Origin of the sequence: Arthrobacter ramosus, assembly GCF_039535095.1 — a bacterium.
GTDB lineage: Bacteria > Actinomycetota > Actinomycetes > Actinomycetales > Micrococcaceae > Arthrobacter > Arthrobacter ramosus.
Genome location: NZ_BAAAWN010000001.1, coordinates 5045194 through 5059337 on the forward strand (window position 1 = coordinate 5045194; position 14144 = coordinate 5059337).

The 14144-nt window shown below is 64.5% G+C and carries 16 protein-coding genes; 6 read left to right on the forward strand and 10 right to left on the reverse strand.

Features of this window, described 5'->3' with window-relative positions; all coding sequences use genetic code 11:
• Positions 1 to 14: 14 nt before the first annotated feature.
• Complete coding sequence (locus tag ABD742_RS23235; RefSeq protein WP_234751674.1) at positions 15 to 653, reverse strand: HD domain-containing protein; 639 nt, start codon at positions 651 to 653, stop codon at positions 15 to 17.
• 102 nt (positions 654 to 755) lie between these two features.
• Between ABD742_RS23235 and ABD742_RS23240 the strand changes: the two genes are divergently transcribed.
• Entirely contained in the window at positions 756 to 1754 is a 999-nt protein-coding gene (locus ABD742_RS23240; RefSeq protein WP_234751675.1) for a GlxA family transcriptional regulator, read from the forward strand.
• On the opposite strand, the gene ABD742_RS23245 is transcribed toward ABD742_RS23240, so the two are convergent.
• Entirely contained in the window at positions 1708 to 2352 is a 645-nt protein-coding gene (locus tag ABD742_RS23245; RefSeq protein WP_234751676.1) for a TetR/AcrR family transcriptional regulator, read from the reverse strand. The genes ABD742_RS23240 and ABD742_RS23245 overlap by 47 nt on opposite strands.
• Positions 2353 to 2508: 156 nt before the next feature.
• On the opposite strand from ABD742_RS23245, the gene ABD742_RS23250 reads away from it, so the two are divergent.
• From ABD742_RS23250 to ABD742_RS23270, 5 genes are all read left to right on the forward strand, one after another.
• Positions 2509 to 2838 (forward strand): YciI family protein, encoded by a 330-nt coding sequence (locus ABD742_RS23250; protein ID WP_234751677.1) that lies wholly within the window; start codon positions 2509 to 2511, stop codon positions 2836 to 2838.
• A gap of 82 nt (positions 2839 to 2920) precedes the next feature.
• Positions 2921 to 3286, forward strand: a complete 366-nt coding sequence (locus ABD742_RS23255; protein ID WP_234751678.1) for an EthD domain-containing protein — start codon at positions 2921 to 2923, stop codon at positions 3284 to 3286.
• A 354-nt stretch (positions 3287 to 3640) separates the two neighbouring features.
• The gene (locus ABD742_RS23260; RefSeq protein ID WP_234751679.1) at positions 3641 to 4834 is read left to right on the forward strand and encodes an MFS transporter; all 1194 of its coding nucleotides are present in this window, start codon (positions 3641 to 3643) and stop codon (positions 4832 to 4834) included.
• A 77-nt stretch (positions 4835 to 4911) separates the two neighbouring features.
• Complete coding sequence (locus ABD742_RS23265; protein WP_234751680.1) at positions 4912 to 5661, forward strand: SDR family NAD(P)-dependent oxidoreductase; 750 nt, start codon at positions 4912 to 4914, stop codon at positions 5659 to 5661.
• A gap of 252 nt (positions 5662 to 5913) precedes the next feature.
• A complete protein-coding gene (locus tag ABD742_RS23270) occupies positions 5914 to 6372 on the forward strand; it encodes a nuclear transport factor 2 family protein (RefSeq protein WP_234751681.1) in 459 nt (152 codons plus the stop codon).
• Between the two features lie 435 nt (positions 6373 to 6807).
• Here the strand turns inward: ABD742_RS23270 and ABD742_RS23275 are convergent, their stop codons facing one another.
• From ABD742_RS23275 to ABD742_RS23310, 8 genes are all read right to left on the reverse strand, one after another.
• Positions 6808 to 6933, reverse strand: a complete 126-nt coding sequence (locus ABD742_RS23275; RefSeq protein ID WP_268819250.1) for a hypothetical protein — start codon at positions 6931 to 6933, stop codon at positions 6808 to 6810.
• 367 nt (positions 6934 to 7300) lie between these two features.
• A complete protein-coding gene (locus tag ABD742_RS23280) occupies positions 7301 to 7579 on the reverse strand; it encodes a hypothetical protein (RefSeq protein WP_234751682.1) in 279 nt (92 codons plus the stop codon).
• 2 nt (positions 7580 to 7581) lie between these two features.
• Positions 7582 to 9015: a glycosyltransferase family 2 protein gene (locus ABD742_RS23285; protein WP_234751683.1), complete on the reverse strand. Its 1434-nt coding sequence runs from the start codon at positions 9013 to 9015 to the stop codon at positions 7582 to 7584.
• Between the two features lie 98 nt (positions 9016 to 9113).
• Positions 9114 to 9548 (reverse strand): hypothetical protein, encoded by a 435-nt coding sequence (locus ABD742_RS23290; RefSeq protein WP_234751684.1) that lies wholly within the window; start codon positions 9546 to 9548, stop codon positions 9114 to 9116.
• A gap of 97 nt (positions 9549 to 9645) precedes the next feature.
• Positions 9646 to 10671 (reverse strand): signal peptidase I, encoded by a 1026-nt coding sequence (locus ABD742_RS23295; RefSeq protein ID WP_234751685.1) that lies wholly within the window; start codon positions 10669 to 10671, stop codon positions 9646 to 9648.
• Positions 10672 to 10757: 86 nt separating this feature from the next.
• The gene (locus ABD742_RS23300; protein WP_234751686.1) at positions 10758 to 11381 is read right to left on the reverse strand and encodes a TasA family protein; all 624 of its coding nucleotides are present in this window, start codon (positions 11379 to 11381) and stop codon (positions 10758 to 10760) included.
• 253 nt (positions 11382 to 11634) lie between these two features.
• Entirely contained in the window at positions 11635 to 12786 is a 1152-nt protein-coding gene (locus ABD742_RS23305) for a GGDEF domain-containing protein (RefSeq protein ID WP_234751687.1), read from the reverse strand.
• Between the two features lie 197 nt (positions 12787 to 12983).
• Positions 12984 to 13916, reverse strand: a complete 933-nt coding sequence (locus ABD742_RS23310; RefSeq protein WP_234751688.1) for a pilus assembly protein TadG-related protein — start codon at positions 13914 to 13916, stop codon at positions 12984 to 12986.
• Positions 13917 to 14144 lie beyond the last annotated feature (228 nt).

The following is a 14144-nucleotide window of genomic DNA, read 5'->3' on the forward strand; positions in this document are numbered from 1 at the left end:
GCCTGCCGCCGCGCTTATTCCGACCAGTCGGAGCCCTGGATGACTTCCACGAAGTCGCCGCGCTGGAATCCGGGGACGAAGTGGGCGAGCACGTCTGCCTTGACGTTGCCGAACGTGGTTTCCGGCCGGTTCTTGATGCCCTCGGTGAATGCTTCAAGGATGCGGTTCTTGAAGTCCGGCCGGGGGTGTGCCGCGACCACGGCGGCACGCTGTTCGTCGGAGATGGCATCGTAACCGATGCCCAGGACATCCAGTTCGACCCCGCGGGTCACCAGGGCAATCTCGGGGGCCATGTGCAGCGGAATCTCCGGGGTGGTGTGCAGCGCGATACCCGTCCAGACCCTGTCGGCCGCCTCGCCGGTGATCCCGTGGGAGTGCAGGAACCGACGGGCCTCGTCTGCGCCGTCGATCTCGAATCGCTGGTCGGTGCGGCGGTACTTTTCGGTCAGGCCGAGGTCATGAAACATTGCCCCGACGTACAGCAGTTCCGGGTCGAAATCCAGGCCCTGCGCGCGGCCGCGCAGCGACCCGAACACGAAGACCCGGCGGGAGTGGTCGAACAGCAGCGGCGATGCAACCTCGCGTACCAGTTCGGTCGCCTCCCGCGCCAAAGCGCTGTCGGGAATATCCACGCCCACGATCGATTCAGCCATCTTGTTTTCCTTTTCCTCTTCGGTTGGTGGTCTCCTCCAGCTTCGCCCGGCAGGGTAGGGTGGTGCCATGTCCATACGGCCACGAAAACCACAATTTCAGACATGACTCAGCGGGTGGGCTTTATCGTCTTCGACGGCGTGACGATGCTCGACGTCAGCGGTCCCGGCGAGGTGCTGCACCAGGCACTCCGCGCCGGCCTCCCGTACACGTCGGTCCTGGTCTCCCCCCGCGGCGGCAGTGTCACGGCATCCTCCGGGCTGGTGATGGCGGGCACCACTGCGGCGGCCGACGCCGGGCCCCTCGACACGGTTGTCGTCGTCGGCGCCGACCGGCTCACCGAACCGGACCTCGACGACGAGCTGCTGGCCACCGTCTGCACGCTCGCTGAGCGGGCGGGACGGGTTGCTTCAGTGTGCACCGGTGCATTCGTGCTTGCCGAGCTCGGCCTGCTCGACGGCCGCCGGGCAACCACCCATTGGCGGCATACCGAAACCTTGGCCCGCCGCTACCCCCGAGTGCACGTGCAGCCGGATGTCATCCATGTCCGCGACGGCCGGTACATCACCTCGGCGGGCATCACCGCGGGAATTGATCTGGCGCTGTCGCTGGTGGAGGAGGACCACGGGGCGGAGTCAGCCCGGGACATAGCCCGCGAGCTGGTCGTGTTCATGCAGCGCCCGGGCGGGCAGTCCCAGTTTTCCACGGCCCTTGCCATGCCTCCGGCCCGCAGCAGCCTGCTGCGGTCGCTGACCGCAGCAGTGCACGCCGATCCGACGGCCGAGCACACGCTGCCGGCAATGTCCGCGGCCGCAGCGGTCAGTGCCCGGCACCTGACCCGCCTGTTCCAGGCGGAGCTGGGCACCACGCCGGCCCGCTGGGTTGAACGGGTCCGCCTCGACCGGGCCCGGCAACTGGTGCTCGATGGCCACAGCATCACCGCAGCGGCCGAGCGCAGCGGGTTCGGCAGCGACGAAACCCTCCGCCGCGCTTTCGGCCGGTACCTGGGCATCACGCCGACCGAATACCGGACGCGCTTCGCCACCACCAAGCCGGCTATGCGAGTTCCGGGGTCCTTTGAGCGAGGGACTCGATGTGATTGAGCGCGGTATCGAGCGCGATCTCGAGCAGTCTCGGGTTCCGTTGCGCCTGGGTCATGATCAATCCGCCTTGCAGAGCGGCGAACAGCGAGACGGCCAGGTCGTTGGGATCGGCCGTTGCCGGAAGGTCCCCGCGATCCCGCATGGCGGCCAGACCGGACGCGATGGTGCCCTGCCACGTCTGGAAGCCTTCGCTGAAGTCGGCCTGCGTGTCCGGCTCGATCTCGGTGACCTGGCTGACGAGTGAACCAAAGGCGCAACCCCCCACGCAGTGGCGTTCTATCTGCACCTCGACGTGAAAGCGAGCCCATGCCCGGAGCGCCTCGAAGGAATCGAGTGTGCTGGCCAGGGGATCGGTGCAGAGCAGGGCCGCCTTCGCTTGGAATTGGACGACGGCGCGAATGAGTCCGTGCTTGTCGCCGAAGTAGTGGTAGATCTGGGAAGAGCTCACGCCCGCCTCGGCAAACACATCCTCCAGGCTCGTGCCTGCCACGCCGCGCTCGAACATCAGGCGCGCGGCCACCTCGGTGATTCTCTGTCGTGTCGCCTGGCCTTTGGCCGTGAAATAGACCGCAGGCGCCCGCGGGGTCTTTGTTTCCATGGTCACCACCCTACACCTTATGGATCACGCATGCCATTATTTTGGGTGTGACATTCCAAAACAACTGATGCAGTGTTGGCACACCCTTCAATTGGAAGGAGTTTTCCAAAATGACGGGCTGGAATCGCCCTTTGCTTATCTGCTGGAGTCTGAACAATGATTGACGAAAACGGCCCCCACTATTTTGTCTCGTTCCAAACGCCGGGCCCGAAATGGGTCAAGGGAGTGAAGTACAACGGGCAGCCCGACTTCCTGGATCATGTCGGCTACATGACCAAGTTGCAGGAGAGCGGCCGGACCGTCCTCAGCGGCCCGTTTATGGAGAAGGCAGGCGGCCTCAACGGCGTGCTGGAGGACGGTGGCATGACAATCTTCAAGGCCGCAGATCTCGATGAAGCGACCAAAATCAGCGCGGACGATCCGAGTGTGAAGTCGGGCATGCTGAACGTGGTCGTGAAGATGATCTGGGTGCCCTTTCACTCGTGATCGCTCCACTGAGGCCGATGTGCTGACAGGGCCGCTACACCGCGCGGTGCCAGGGCACAGCCAACCGAATGAACGGAAAATCATGATCAAGATGAACGTGTTCCTCACCCGCCGAGCAGACCTCACGCGCGAGGAATTCAACGAATACTGGACGAACACCCACACCCCGCTCCTCGCGGCGATGCCGGCGAACGCCGAGAATGCCCGCAAATACGTACAGTTCCACAGCACCGGCGAGCAGATCCCTGGCCTGCCGTCCGCCTCATACGACGGGATTGCCGAAGTCTGGGTCGACGACCTTGCCGGGGCCAAAGCACTCTTCGTCAACGACTACTACGACACGGTCATCGCCGGTTCAGCGGCGACGTTCACTGACACCGACGCGCTCACAAGGCGCACCGGTCAGACGATAGTTCGTCTGACGGCGGAGGAGTTGCCTCATGAGTAGCGAGTTGGATCGAGCAGCGGCTCCGGGCACCCCGGAGTACATCGCCGCGTCCACGGCCGCCGAGTAGTCCCCGGGTCGCGCCTTGCGCGGAAACAACGCCGCTGCGCGCGTGGCATGCCACCCGCGCAATGGCGTTTCTCATGCGCGCGCTTGGCTTCGAGAAACATTGCGACCGATGCGACCCCGCTCGTCGAGGCCATGCCGCCGGGTCGGGTTCACGCGATTGATGGCGCGGAGACAAGCTTTATGGCTTGTGCATTCCATTATTTTGGGTTTTACATTCTAAAATAAGTGGCGCAGAGTTGGCACATCCTTCAATTGGAAGGAACATGCCAAAATGAAAGGTCGCCGGAAATGACCTCCACTCTCGCCCCGCAGACGCAAAGCGCCGTCAGGGACAAGTTGCCGCTGGCCGGGCTGTTCGCGCTCTTCACTGCGGGATTTGTGTCCGTGTTGACGGAGACGCTGCCCGCGGGGCTGCTCCCGCAAATGAGCAGCGCCTTCGGCCAAAGTGAGTCACTCACCGGCCAAACGATCACGATCTACGCGGTCGGTTCCGCGGTCAGCGCGATCCCGTTGAGCACCGCAATGACCAGGTGGGGGCGACGCAACGTCGTACTGGCCGCGCTGATCGGCTTCATCCTCGCCAACACCGCAACGGCGCTGGCCCCCACGATCGGCTTCGCCTTCGGAGCCCGCTTCGTCGCGGGGATCGCGGCCGGCCTGATCTGGTCGAACATCGGCGGCCACGCTGCCCGCCTCGTCCCCGGCAAACTGCAGGGCCGCGGGATCGCCATCGCGATGGCAGGCACACCGGTGGCGCTCTCGCTGGGACTTCCCGCCGGGGCGTTCCTCGGCACGGTCGTCGACTGGCGGTGGGTCTTCGGCATTGTCACCGCGATCTCGGTGCTACTCGTTGGTTGGGTGCTCTGGAAACTGCCCAACTTCGAAGGCCAGGCACTCGGTGACCGGGTGAAGCTCAAAGACGCCATTATGCTCCGCGGGATCCGCACGATCCTCTGGACCCTCGCAGGCTTCGTCGTCGCGCACAACCTCCTCTACACCTACATCGGGCCGCTCGTGGCCCACGCCGGCATCGCCGACCAGCTGCAGTGGGTGCTCTTCACCTTCGGTGTCGCCTCCATTCTCAGCATCTGGATCATCGGCACCTTCATCGACCGGCACCATCGGAAGCTGATCGTGGCCAGCATGGCCCTCTTCGCCCTCGCCGCCCTCGCGATCGCACTCTCCGACGTCAGCACCCTCCTGCTCTACGTCGCCGTCGCCGCCTGGGGTCTGACCTTCGGCGGGGCCACGACGCTGTTCCTCACCGCCGGCTCCCGCGCCGCCGGAGCGGCCGCGGACGTGGCCCAGGCCATGATCGTCACCGTCTTCAACATCGGCATCGCCCTCGGCGGCCTCATCGGCGGCATCTTCCTCGCCGGCTTCGGCGTCATCTCGATCCCCTGGCTCGCGTTCATCATCATGATCCCAACCCTCATCTGGGTCGCCCTCGGAAAGACACACGCCTTCCCCGCCAAGTTCTAACCCAGAATTCGCCGGCGCCACCGTCGCGAACGTCCAACACCGATTCACTCACAACAGCACAAACGAAAGGCACCACCATGGCTCCCGAGCTAGCAGGAAAAACCGCCCTCATCACTGGATCAACGAGCGGCATCGGCCGCGCGACAGCAGACGCTCTCGTCGCACTCGGCGCGCACGTCATCATCTCCGGCCGCGACACCGACCGGGGCAACACGGCCGTGCAGGAGATCCGGTCCACCGGCGGAAACGCTGACTTCCTCGCCGCAGACCTCGGCAACCCCGCAAGCGTCCGCGAACTCGCGAACACAGCACACACGATCAGCGGCGGACACATCGACATCCTGATCAACAACGCCGGAATCTACCCCTTCGGACCCACCGCCGACTTCACCGACGATCAATTCGACGCCGTGTACGACGTCAACGTCAAGGCTCCGTTCATCCTCTCCGGCGTTCTCGCGCCAAAAATGGCAGAACGCGGCCACGGCGCAATCGTCAACATCTCGACGGGCCTCGCCACACGAGGCCTGAGGGGCGCCGCGCTCTACGGGTCCAGCAAGGCAGCCGTGGAACTCCTCACCAAAGCCTGGGCCGCGGAATTCGGCCCCGCCGGAGTCCGCGTCAACGCGGTCAGCCCGGGTGCGATCGCAACAGAAGGAACCGCACCCCTCGGCACGAACCTCAATGACATGATCGCGGGCGCACCGGCCGAACGCCTCGGACGGCCCGACGAGATCGCATCCGGAGTCGCGTTCCTCGTCTCCGACGCCGCCCGCTACATCCACGGCGTCATTCTCCCCGTCGACGGCGGCGACGGCGCGGTCTAAACAACCCGCGGCGGCGGCCCAGGCATGCGTCGGGGCCGCCGCCGACACCCGACCATCTCCCGCTCAACCCGAAAGGCACCGAAATGAACACGATGCCGTCCGAACAAAGCGCCCTCATCACGGGCTCGACCGGCGGCATCGTGCGAGCAATCGCCGAACTCCTCGCCTGAGGCGCGATCGTTCCCGTCGACGGCGGCCTCCGCAACAGCTAGGCCCCCTCCAATCCGCTATCACGCAAACAAAGGACACACCATGACAGCCACACTCACAGCCGAGGATCGCCTCGACATCGCGGACCTTCTCTACCGTATCGGCGCCGGCCTGGACAATGCCGACTCCGACCTGCTGTCGAGCGCATTCGCCAAGGACGCGACGTTCGACTTCGGGCCCGCGGCCCGGTTCTCCGGAATCGACTTCCCGGTGCTCGAGGGACGCGAGCAGATCGTTGGCGGCCTGATCGGCGCGCTGGGGGCCCTCGACACCTTCCACCAGGTCTCCAACCCGCGAATCACCGTCACGGATGGTGAAGTCGTGCTCACCACCTTGATCGAGGCTGCTCATTTTCCGGCCGGCGACCACAGCCGCCACTTCCTCATGAAGAACCGACACACGTCGAGGGTCGCGCGCGTCGACGGCGTCTGGCTCGTCACGAGCAACGTCGCCGACGCTGCCTGGGTTGATGGAGACGTGAACGTTCTCCTGGGCCGCTAGCCACCTGGCCTATCTCGTCGGCACCGGATTCCCCGGGCCCGTCCCCGGTTTTCTCTTCACTCCGGTCTTTTCTTCGCGGGCCAACCGGCTCGAACGAATGTCGGGAGGGCCGCTGCACCACGGCGAACCCAACGCTGCTGGTCACCAGCGGCGTCCCGCCGTTCACCGCCACCAACAAACGCGGCCCCCGGAGTGCCGCGCGCTACCTCAACGTCAGAGACAGCATTCATGCTGGACTTCAGACCCGATCAGCTCCCACACCAGTGCCCTAAGGAAGCTGGCCGGTGGCACTACCGACCCGGACCCGCATTGTCGTCAGGGACGAAACAACCAGTTCAGCTAAGCTGAATCCATAGATTTCCTTTTGCAGAGGGAAAACCCCAGGGGCCGGCACATGCCGGCCCCTGGTTGCTTAACCACCAACCAGCCCCCCGGTCAATGCCCTGCCATCTGCCACAGCTCCAGACCCATCCTTGCCGCCGTCAACAGCAGTGCCCCAGCCGCGATCCAGACGCCGGCGATCTGCCAGGCACTGGCCCGCGGCCGCCGTCCATCCTCCATGCTTCCCCTTCCCTCACCCAGTGGGGAGACCATCCTAGAAGCCAGGAACGACACCCAACCGGCCCGCCGCCGCAGCCCGGATGCGTTGTGCACCCGATACCCACAACCACCGCGGCAAACCAGCCACAGACTGTGGACAACCCGGGCCCGACCATCCACAGAAAAGACCCGGCGCGCCCCCGGAACCCGGGCGCGCCGCTGCGGTCCACCCAGATCCGGAGAACTCAGGTACGGGACAGGCCTAGCGGGCCAGATGGTCCGGAAACCGGACATCGGTGGGAGCCAGCCCCGGGCGCGCTCCTGGTGGAGTCCGTTATTCCGAGCCGTCGATATTCCAGTCTCCAGCCACGGGAGCTACCCAATGGGCTTAGCCGGACCCGGGTCCTTGTCTTGACCGGGTGTTGACGAAGTCCGTGGCCTCGTTCACGGCCGGGGCATCGGGGTGGATGCTCCGGGTCTCCGAACGCTGGTTCCGGGTGCGGATCCAGTCGCCCGGGTGCAGTTTCGGGAGGATTTTGGCGATGGTCAGCGCGCCGTACATCAGGGTGTTGATGGCAACGAAGGTCGCCAGGACGGCGAACCAGTCGGAATGCAGGAGTTCCTCGGGGAACAGGATTCCGGCGGGAAGAGCAGCGGAAATAGCCATGATCACTGCACCTTCGAAGTTTCGCCGGTCTGTGCATGGTTGAGGTGTTTCCATTTGGCTTGCCGGCCCAGGGAGATGTCGATGATTCCCCTGACATAAACAACGTTGAGAAACATATCGAAGAACAACTCCGGAAAGAGCGTGACGGCCAGGAGGCGTGCCCGCCAGCCGCCCTTCCACGCCGTGACAACCCGCTCGATCGAGAAAACGACGCCGATTCCCAGCCAGAACGGGAACCAGACCCAGATATCGAGCGACAGCACCATCAAGAGGACCAGCAGGAGGTAGGCGCTGAGCGCAATGACCCCATAGCCGATGCCGAACTGCTGCGCCCAGTAGCGAAGTGTCTGCGGCGTGGCGCCGTAAGCCCCGAGGTTTTCCAGGGCGCCCCGCTGCCAACGGAGCCGCTGTGCCCACAAGGTGCGGAAGTTCGGCATCAACTCGGTGACGACGGTGCATTGCATGGGGGAAATCATCAGGCCACCGAGGGACTTCAGGGCAATCGTGAGTTCATTGTCCTCGGTCAGGGATGCGGTGTCATATACGTCTCCGCGAATTCCCGGGATCGATTCACCCCGGCCCCGGGCTACGGTGCGCAGTGCCCGGGGACGGAAGATCGAGGCCGTGCCGGTCAGCACAAAAACGCGGCCGCGCCGTCGTCCGATTTCACGGGAGTACCGGATGTATTCGTTGCGCTGGAACTGGCCGACAATTCCGTGTCCCTCTTCCCCGTAAAAGAGGCCCCCCACGGCCATCAGGGCCCTGTCATTGCTCAGCCGCGCAACCGCGGCCTCCAGGAACCCATCGTCAAGGCTTGTGTCGGCATCCATCACCATCACGACGTCGTTATCGCCCTGGCCGGGGAGCAGCCACTTCAGTGCCTGGTTGAGTGCGCCGGCTTTCTTCTTCGTGTTGTTCACCGATTCGAAGACCTCGACCCCGGCCTCGCGGGCAAGGGCGGCAGTTGCGTCCGTGCAGTTGTCGGCAACCACAATCACGCGTTCCGGGCGATGCGATTGAGACATCAGGGAGGCAATGGTGGCCGGCAACGAAGCTTCTTCGTTGTGTGCGGGGATCAGCACGGTCACCGTGACCGGGCCGGCGTACACGCCGCGGGTTTCCGCCATGACGATCTTCGGGGCAAGCGGTGTCCGGGGATTCGCGGAGCGGCGTGATCTGTTCGCGATGCGCCGCTCCAGCAACGCCACCCCGGCCGAGAGCAGAAGTGCAAAGGCGATGGCCGCGAGAATCACGCGGGGTTGCGGCGCCTCCGAGTCGTAGAGAATCCTCCAGACGCCCAGGACGATGCCCTCGGCCCGCGACTCGGCCGCTGAATTTCCCGTCGCGGATATGGCGAACCACAAAAGGGCCGCCGCACCGCCGACCGTGACGGCGATGACGATGCCGACCATGCGTTGAAAGAGACCTTGACCCATGCGCGAATGCTAACAGTGCTTCTTCACCTGGAAGATTCATTAATCGCCGCCATCGGATCCGCAAGGTTGGTCAGGGCATGACCTAGAACGCCGCGGAGTCAGCACACGACGGTGCCCGTGAAGGGTTGACCTATCCACACATTGCCGGTTGATACCTGGTACAGCCCGTGGATCTGGTAGGTCCAGGTGCCCTGCGTTGCATTGGGTTTGGTGAACGTTCCGGCGGTCGTCTTCGTATTGCCACCGCAGGGGTTCGCCACCGTGAAATCGTAGGACGTGGCGCGTGGCACCGTTCCGTAGCTAACAACAACGATGCTGAGGCTGCGTGCCACGCAGGTGGCCATCACACTTGCGCCGGTCGGTGCAGGCAGCGACATCGTCCCGACGCTGGTTGAATCGGAGTCCATTCCAGTGAACGCAGCTTGGGCGATACCGGGAGCGAAAACCAGGATGGCAGCCGCCGCCAGGACCGCCGCGACCCGACCCAACGCAGGCGTCTTCGCGACGTCGGCGGTGCTCCGGCTTCTACGCAAGGTCAGCGGCTTTCTGTCAGGCCCGGGGGTCCGATCTCATTCTCACCTTTTGATGTGGCAAAAACAGCGGGCCCGGTTGGGTTCTATCGGGACATTCTCAGGCGGCGCGCCGGGCGTTCGTGGCGACCAGTGCTTTTTCCAACTGTGGCAGGTGCCGCCGTATTTCTTCGCCGGCTTCAACCGCAGCGGTGTGATCGGTCATCACCAGGGCTCGTTCCAGGCGGACGCAGTGCTGTTCCATCCGGAGCGCCCCCACCATCGAGGAGCTGGTTTTCAGGCTGAGCACTGCGTTCATGGCCAGTTCACTGTTCCCGGTGCTCAACGCATCGCTGATCCGGTCCACCCGTTGTGGCAGCATCCTGGTGTAGGTGGCCGCAAAGTTCCCGGCGGCCTCCTTGCTTCTCAGCTCCCGTGCCAGGCGCTTGAGGGGGCGGCGATCAAAGGCCGGCAGGAGGCGTTCCGCCCGGCGGTCAACCCGTAGCGCTTGGCTGGCGGCGTCGTCGTGTTCGGGCTTTTTCCGCCAGATGGAGACGAGCACCATGACCACCAGGGCGGCCGGAGCGCCATACATCAGGACCTTCAAGACGACGGGATCACGAAGTGCCCGGATTGCGTTGCCGAGGTAGGGAACCGTGAATACCTGCCGGTCCACGTGGCCTCCTGCCAGGGTTGCTGTCAAGGGGTCGGCGCCGTTGTTCGCGTCGCCCTTGGTGCGGACGGTGGCAGTGCCTTGGCTGTTCACTGCCAAGTCGATGATCCGGTGGGTCTCAACCCGCTGGTCCTCCACCGGAATGTGGTAGGTGATGATGTCCCCGACCTTCAGGTCCCGGACCGCCACGGGAACGGTGACGACCACGTCTCCCGGGTTGATCAGCGGCGACATCGAGCCGGTGAGCATGGTGCTGGTCTCGTAGCCGAAGACGCGGGGCCCGACGGCGAGGAACAGGAACGCGACAACCGCCGCGACCATCAACGTGGTCGTGATGAGCCGAACGAAGGACCGGGCTATCCTCGAGCCAGTGCCGTGCTTATCCCTGGTGCCCGGCTTTTCGGTGGCCGGCGTCGCCGTCGTCGCGTCAGCCCGGGTGACCGGTGGCGTGTCGCGGAACAGTGATGCGGTCATGGCTGGGGGTTCCGTTCCTAAGGGTGGCCCTCCGCGTCGCGGTACTTTCTGCTGGATGCGACGGCGGAGGGCCGGGGTATGGCTATTTACTTGCTGGTTGCGGTGCGCTGGGTGCCCGTGAAGTTGAAAGCGACGGTGCTGCTCAGGCCCTGGAAGGTGTTGTCTGCCGTTGACGGCAGCGTCAGCGTGACCCGCAGGTTGTCGGTCTGGCCTGCGTTGACCGTGCTGAGGTTGTTCAGGGCGAGGTTCGACCCGGTGACGGCGTGGGAAGCCAGTACCGAGGTGGTGGTGCCGGAGCAGGTGTAGGTGTAGGCGGGGGCGGTGCCGGCCTCGGTCCACGGGACGGAGCAGTTGTCGATAACCATCTGCAGTCCGTTGGTCGCGTCAGTGTCCAGCTTCGAGGTCGGCAGGGCCGAGGTGGTCAGGGTGATCGCCGAGAGCCCCTGGTTGCCGGTGGCGTTGCTCAGGGTGGCTGTGCGCTGCACGGTGTCGCCGGGGACCAGACCCGAAGCGGCGACGCTGAGCCGGTTCCCCGCAGTGTTGGATGCGCCGAGTGCGATGTTGACGGTGCCGGAGGCGACGGTGTTGCTGGCCGAGGTGCTGGAGGTGAAGGCACCGTAGGTTCCCAGTCCCGCCACGCCGGCAGCAGTGCCGACCAGGGCCAGGGATGCAATGACTTTGCCGGTGGTGGTTTTCAGGTTGAGACCCATGATGTTTTCCGTTTCTTGAAGCCCGTGAGACCGGGACTTTGCTGTCCGTTGATTTCTACTTTCCACGTTGAGTTTTAGGAAGCTGCAAGGACCCCGCAAGGAATTCTTCAAGTTTGGCTAAGTTTTCGATCAAGTAGTTTTCGAGTGGTCGGGGCGGCCACTCTGTACCTTCCGGGTAGTGGAAGCGAGTAGCCGGCTCATTAGCCACGGTGGACGTCGGGGATCGGCCGGCCCATGAGTCCCGCGCCCAAGGCTAGGTGTAGGAGGCCCCGATGATTGAGCGGTTCCGGCCGAGGCTTTTGGCTATGTACAAGGCGATGTCCGCGGCGGAGATGAGTTGCTCCAGATCCGCGGCGTCTTCCTCGATGGGGATGATGCCGTAGCTGGCCGTGGGCATCGTGAAACCGGCCGCCGCGCCCGCGGCTTCAAAGCGGTCACTGATGTCGGCGGCGATCGCCTGTGCCCTCAGGGCACTGACCCCGGGCAGGAGAAGAACGAATTCCTCTCCTCCCATCCGTCCGGCGAGGTCCCCGGAACGGACTGCTGCCCTGCACGCTCCAGCGAAGGCCTTCAAGGCTGTGTCCCCTGCCGCGTGCCCGTGGTTGTCGTTGATGGATTTGAAGTGGTCAAGGTCCGCCAGGACCAGGGCGCCGTGGTTGCCGTCCACGCGGAACCTTCGGAGCCTGTCGCCGGCCGCGTCAAGGAATCCGGCACGGTTGAGGAGCCCGGTAAGTCCGTCCTGGGTTGCGGCGGTCCTGAGGACTTTGGTCTGGTTCTCGCTGCTGAGCGCGAACATGCTGAACGAGGCGACCGCCAGGAAGGCCATGCCCATCAGGGTTGTGGGCGCCGGGCCGACATAGGCGTTGTACCAGGATCCGCGGGGGCCGTCGCGAACGAAGGCGAGGAGGCGGCAGAAATAGAACGCGGCGACCGAAGCGGCGGCGATCGCCATGGCCATACGGAGCCTTGAGACTTCCGTGTCTCCCAACGCCAGCTCCCGGGCTGCGAGCCCGATCATCAGGCACATCGTGACCAGGAACACCAGATCACCGGCCCAGGGATTGGTGGCCGGGCTGTCCACGGCGGCGGCCAGCGCGGAGCATGCCGGTCCTCCCGCCAGTATCCAGGCAGAAGCCGGGACTGCTCTCAGGGAGCGGGCGCTGGCCCAGATTGAGGCTGCCCCGCCCACCAGCAGAGCGTTCCCGACAGGGTTGGCCAGCCAGCGGTTGGGGGTCTCCTCGAGCAGGAAGGTGGCGGATCCGGCCAGGAACAGGGCCATTGAAACGCACCACCACGCACTGTACGGGGACCGGGTGCTTCGGAAGTCCGCGAAGTAGAACAGGACGCCCAGCGTGAATGCCACCACGGCGAACGCCACCCGGAGGCTTTCAGTGTCAAGGTTCATTGCCAGGTACCGCCGGTCCGCCGGAATCTGTTTTCAGTTGAGTGGTCACTGTCGCACACACCGCGATGGAATCCGGGCGTGACGCACCGAAACGACGGCACCCCCGCGGTCGCTTTCGTCCGTGTGCGACGGACCGGCAGGTAGGTCCATGTCTCCGCCACGGGACTTGCGGGTCTGGAAGTCATGGCCGCGGACTCCTACGGGCCGAGCTTCACTGTCTCCGCACCAAGATCAGCTCCTCCCGTGGGGAGGCTGGCGAGTGAGACGAATTTGACGAACTTACCGATGATCCCCGTGCACGAGCCTCTGCAGCTTGGCGTTCCAGTGTTGTTCCAGGACTGGGACGGGAAGTTGAATCCAAGGATCTGGAACGCGGCGAAGCCCTTGATATGGAAATTTCCGCTGGCATCGATACTGTCGAAGACCGGCAGAAGGACCGTCTGGCCTTCCAGGGACGTGAACGTCGGCTTGCACAGCTGCTGGTTCGGCATGCTATCGCCGTTCTTCGACGAAACTGCCGGATTGGCGATGGTCACCGTTGATCCGCAGACGGCAGAGGTGTCCGGCGTCAGCCAGCCGAAGCCGCCGGGAATGATCTGTCCGGACGGGCTGTCGCTGATACATGTGGTGGATCCGTGGAGGGACAGCAGCTGCACCGTGCCGGAGAGGTCGAACTGGCATTCGGAGAAGGTCACGGGCAGTGCGGTCGTGAGTCCGGACGGGGACCCCCACTTCGCGGTGGAGGAGGCCGGGACGTCGGCACGCGGAATGCCGAAAATTCTCGCGAACAAGAGCGTTACCCCGCTGCCGTTAGCGTCTCTGGCGGCCGATGTCACTACGACAGTGCCGGGTGAAGGAAACGACGGCGCCGGCGCGTCGGCCATGCCGCTGTTGCTATTGGCTTTCGCGAGCTGCAGGGCGGTCCCGGAGGCTGCCGACACACACAGTGCGGTGCCCCGTTTGGCGCAGTCCTGGGCGATAGCCAATGCCGCCGCATCCGCACCGTTCTGTATCTGGGCCTTCTGGGCATAAAGCATGCCTTCGTCGACGGCGATCGCCGCGAACCCGAGCAGCACGACCATGAGCAGCGCCACCATAACCGCGACCGCGCCACGTTCCTTCTCTCTCATCAACAGAAAGCCCCCAATGAACGTGCGCAGGAACGGTGCCCGGAACCATCATGCCCCGCCCGCAGCCGCCGCGCGGCTGGATCCGACCAAGATGAGAAAGTACTAGGCAAGTCCTTGGCAAGCCTTGCGCAAATCCTGCGTTTTAGTCACCTGCACCAACCACCCCGGACTCCGGTGAGGGTTCCGGTCGCGGTGGCGGACGCCGAGTTCGCTTCGGACGGTTGTCGG

Excerpts from the sequence above, each read along its gene's own strand:
- ABD742_RS23235 (WP_234751674.1), bottom strand. The coding sequence starts at position 653 with ATGGCTGAATCGATCGTGGGCGTGGATATTCCCGACAGCGCTTTGGCG.
- ABD742_RS23240 (WP_234751675.1), top strand. The coding sequence starts at position 756 with ATGACTCAGCGGGTGGGCTTTATCGTCTTCGACGGCGTGACGATGCTC.
- ABD742_RS23245 (WP_234751676.1), bottom strand. The coding sequence starts at position 2,352 with ATGGAAACAAAGACCCCGCGGGCGCCTGCGGTCTATTTCACGGCCAAA.
- ABD742_RS23250 (WP_234751677.1), top strand. The coding sequence starts at position 2,509 with ATGATTGACGAAAACGGCCCCCACTATTTTGTCTCGTTCCAAACGCCG.
- ABD742_RS23255 (WP_234751678.1), top strand. The coding sequence starts at position 2,921 with ATGATCAAGATGAACGTGTTCCTCACCCGCCGAGCAGACCTCACGCGC.
- ABD742_RS23260 (WP_234751679.1), top strand. The coding sequence starts at position 3,641 with ATGACCTCCACTCTCGCCCCGCAGACGCAAAGCGCCGTCAGGGACAAG.
- ABD742_RS23265 (WP_234751680.1), top strand. The coding sequence starts at position 4,912 with ATGGCTCCCGAGCTAGCAGGAAAAACCGCCCTCATCACTGGATCAACG.
- ABD742_RS23270 (WP_234751681.1), top strand. The coding sequence starts at position 5,914 with ATGACAGCCACACTCACAGCCGAGGATCGCCTCGACATCGCGGACCTT.
- ABD742_RS23275 (WP_268819250.1), bottom strand. The coding sequence starts at position 6,933 with ATGGAGGATGGACGGCGGCCGCGGGCCAGTGCCTGGCAGATCGCCGGC.
- ABD742_RS23280 (WP_234751682.1), bottom strand. The coding sequence starts at position 7,579 with ATGGCTATTTCCGCTGCTCTTCCCGCCGGAATCCTGTTCCCCGAGGAA.
- ABD742_RS23285 (WP_234751683.1), bottom strand. The coding sequence starts at position 9,015 with ATGGGTCAAGGTCTCTTTCAACGCATGGTCGGCATCGTCATCGCCGTC.
- ABD742_RS23295 (WP_234751685.1), bottom strand. The coding sequence starts at position 10,671 with ATGACCGCATCACTGTTCCGCGACACGCCACCGGTCACCCGGGCTGAC.
- ABD742_RS23300 (WP_234751686.1), bottom strand. The coding sequence starts at position 11,381 with ATGGGTCTCAACCTGAAAACCACCACCGGCAAAGTCATTGCATCCCTG.
- ABD742_RS23305 (WP_234751687.1), bottom strand. The coding sequence starts at position 12,786 with ATGAACCTTGACACTGAAAGCCTCCGGGTGGCGTTCGCCGTGGTGGCA.
- ABD742_RS23310 (WP_234751688.1), bottom strand. The coding sequence starts at position 13,916 with ATGAGAGAGAAGGAACGTGGCGCGGTCGCGGTTATGGTGGCGCTGCTC.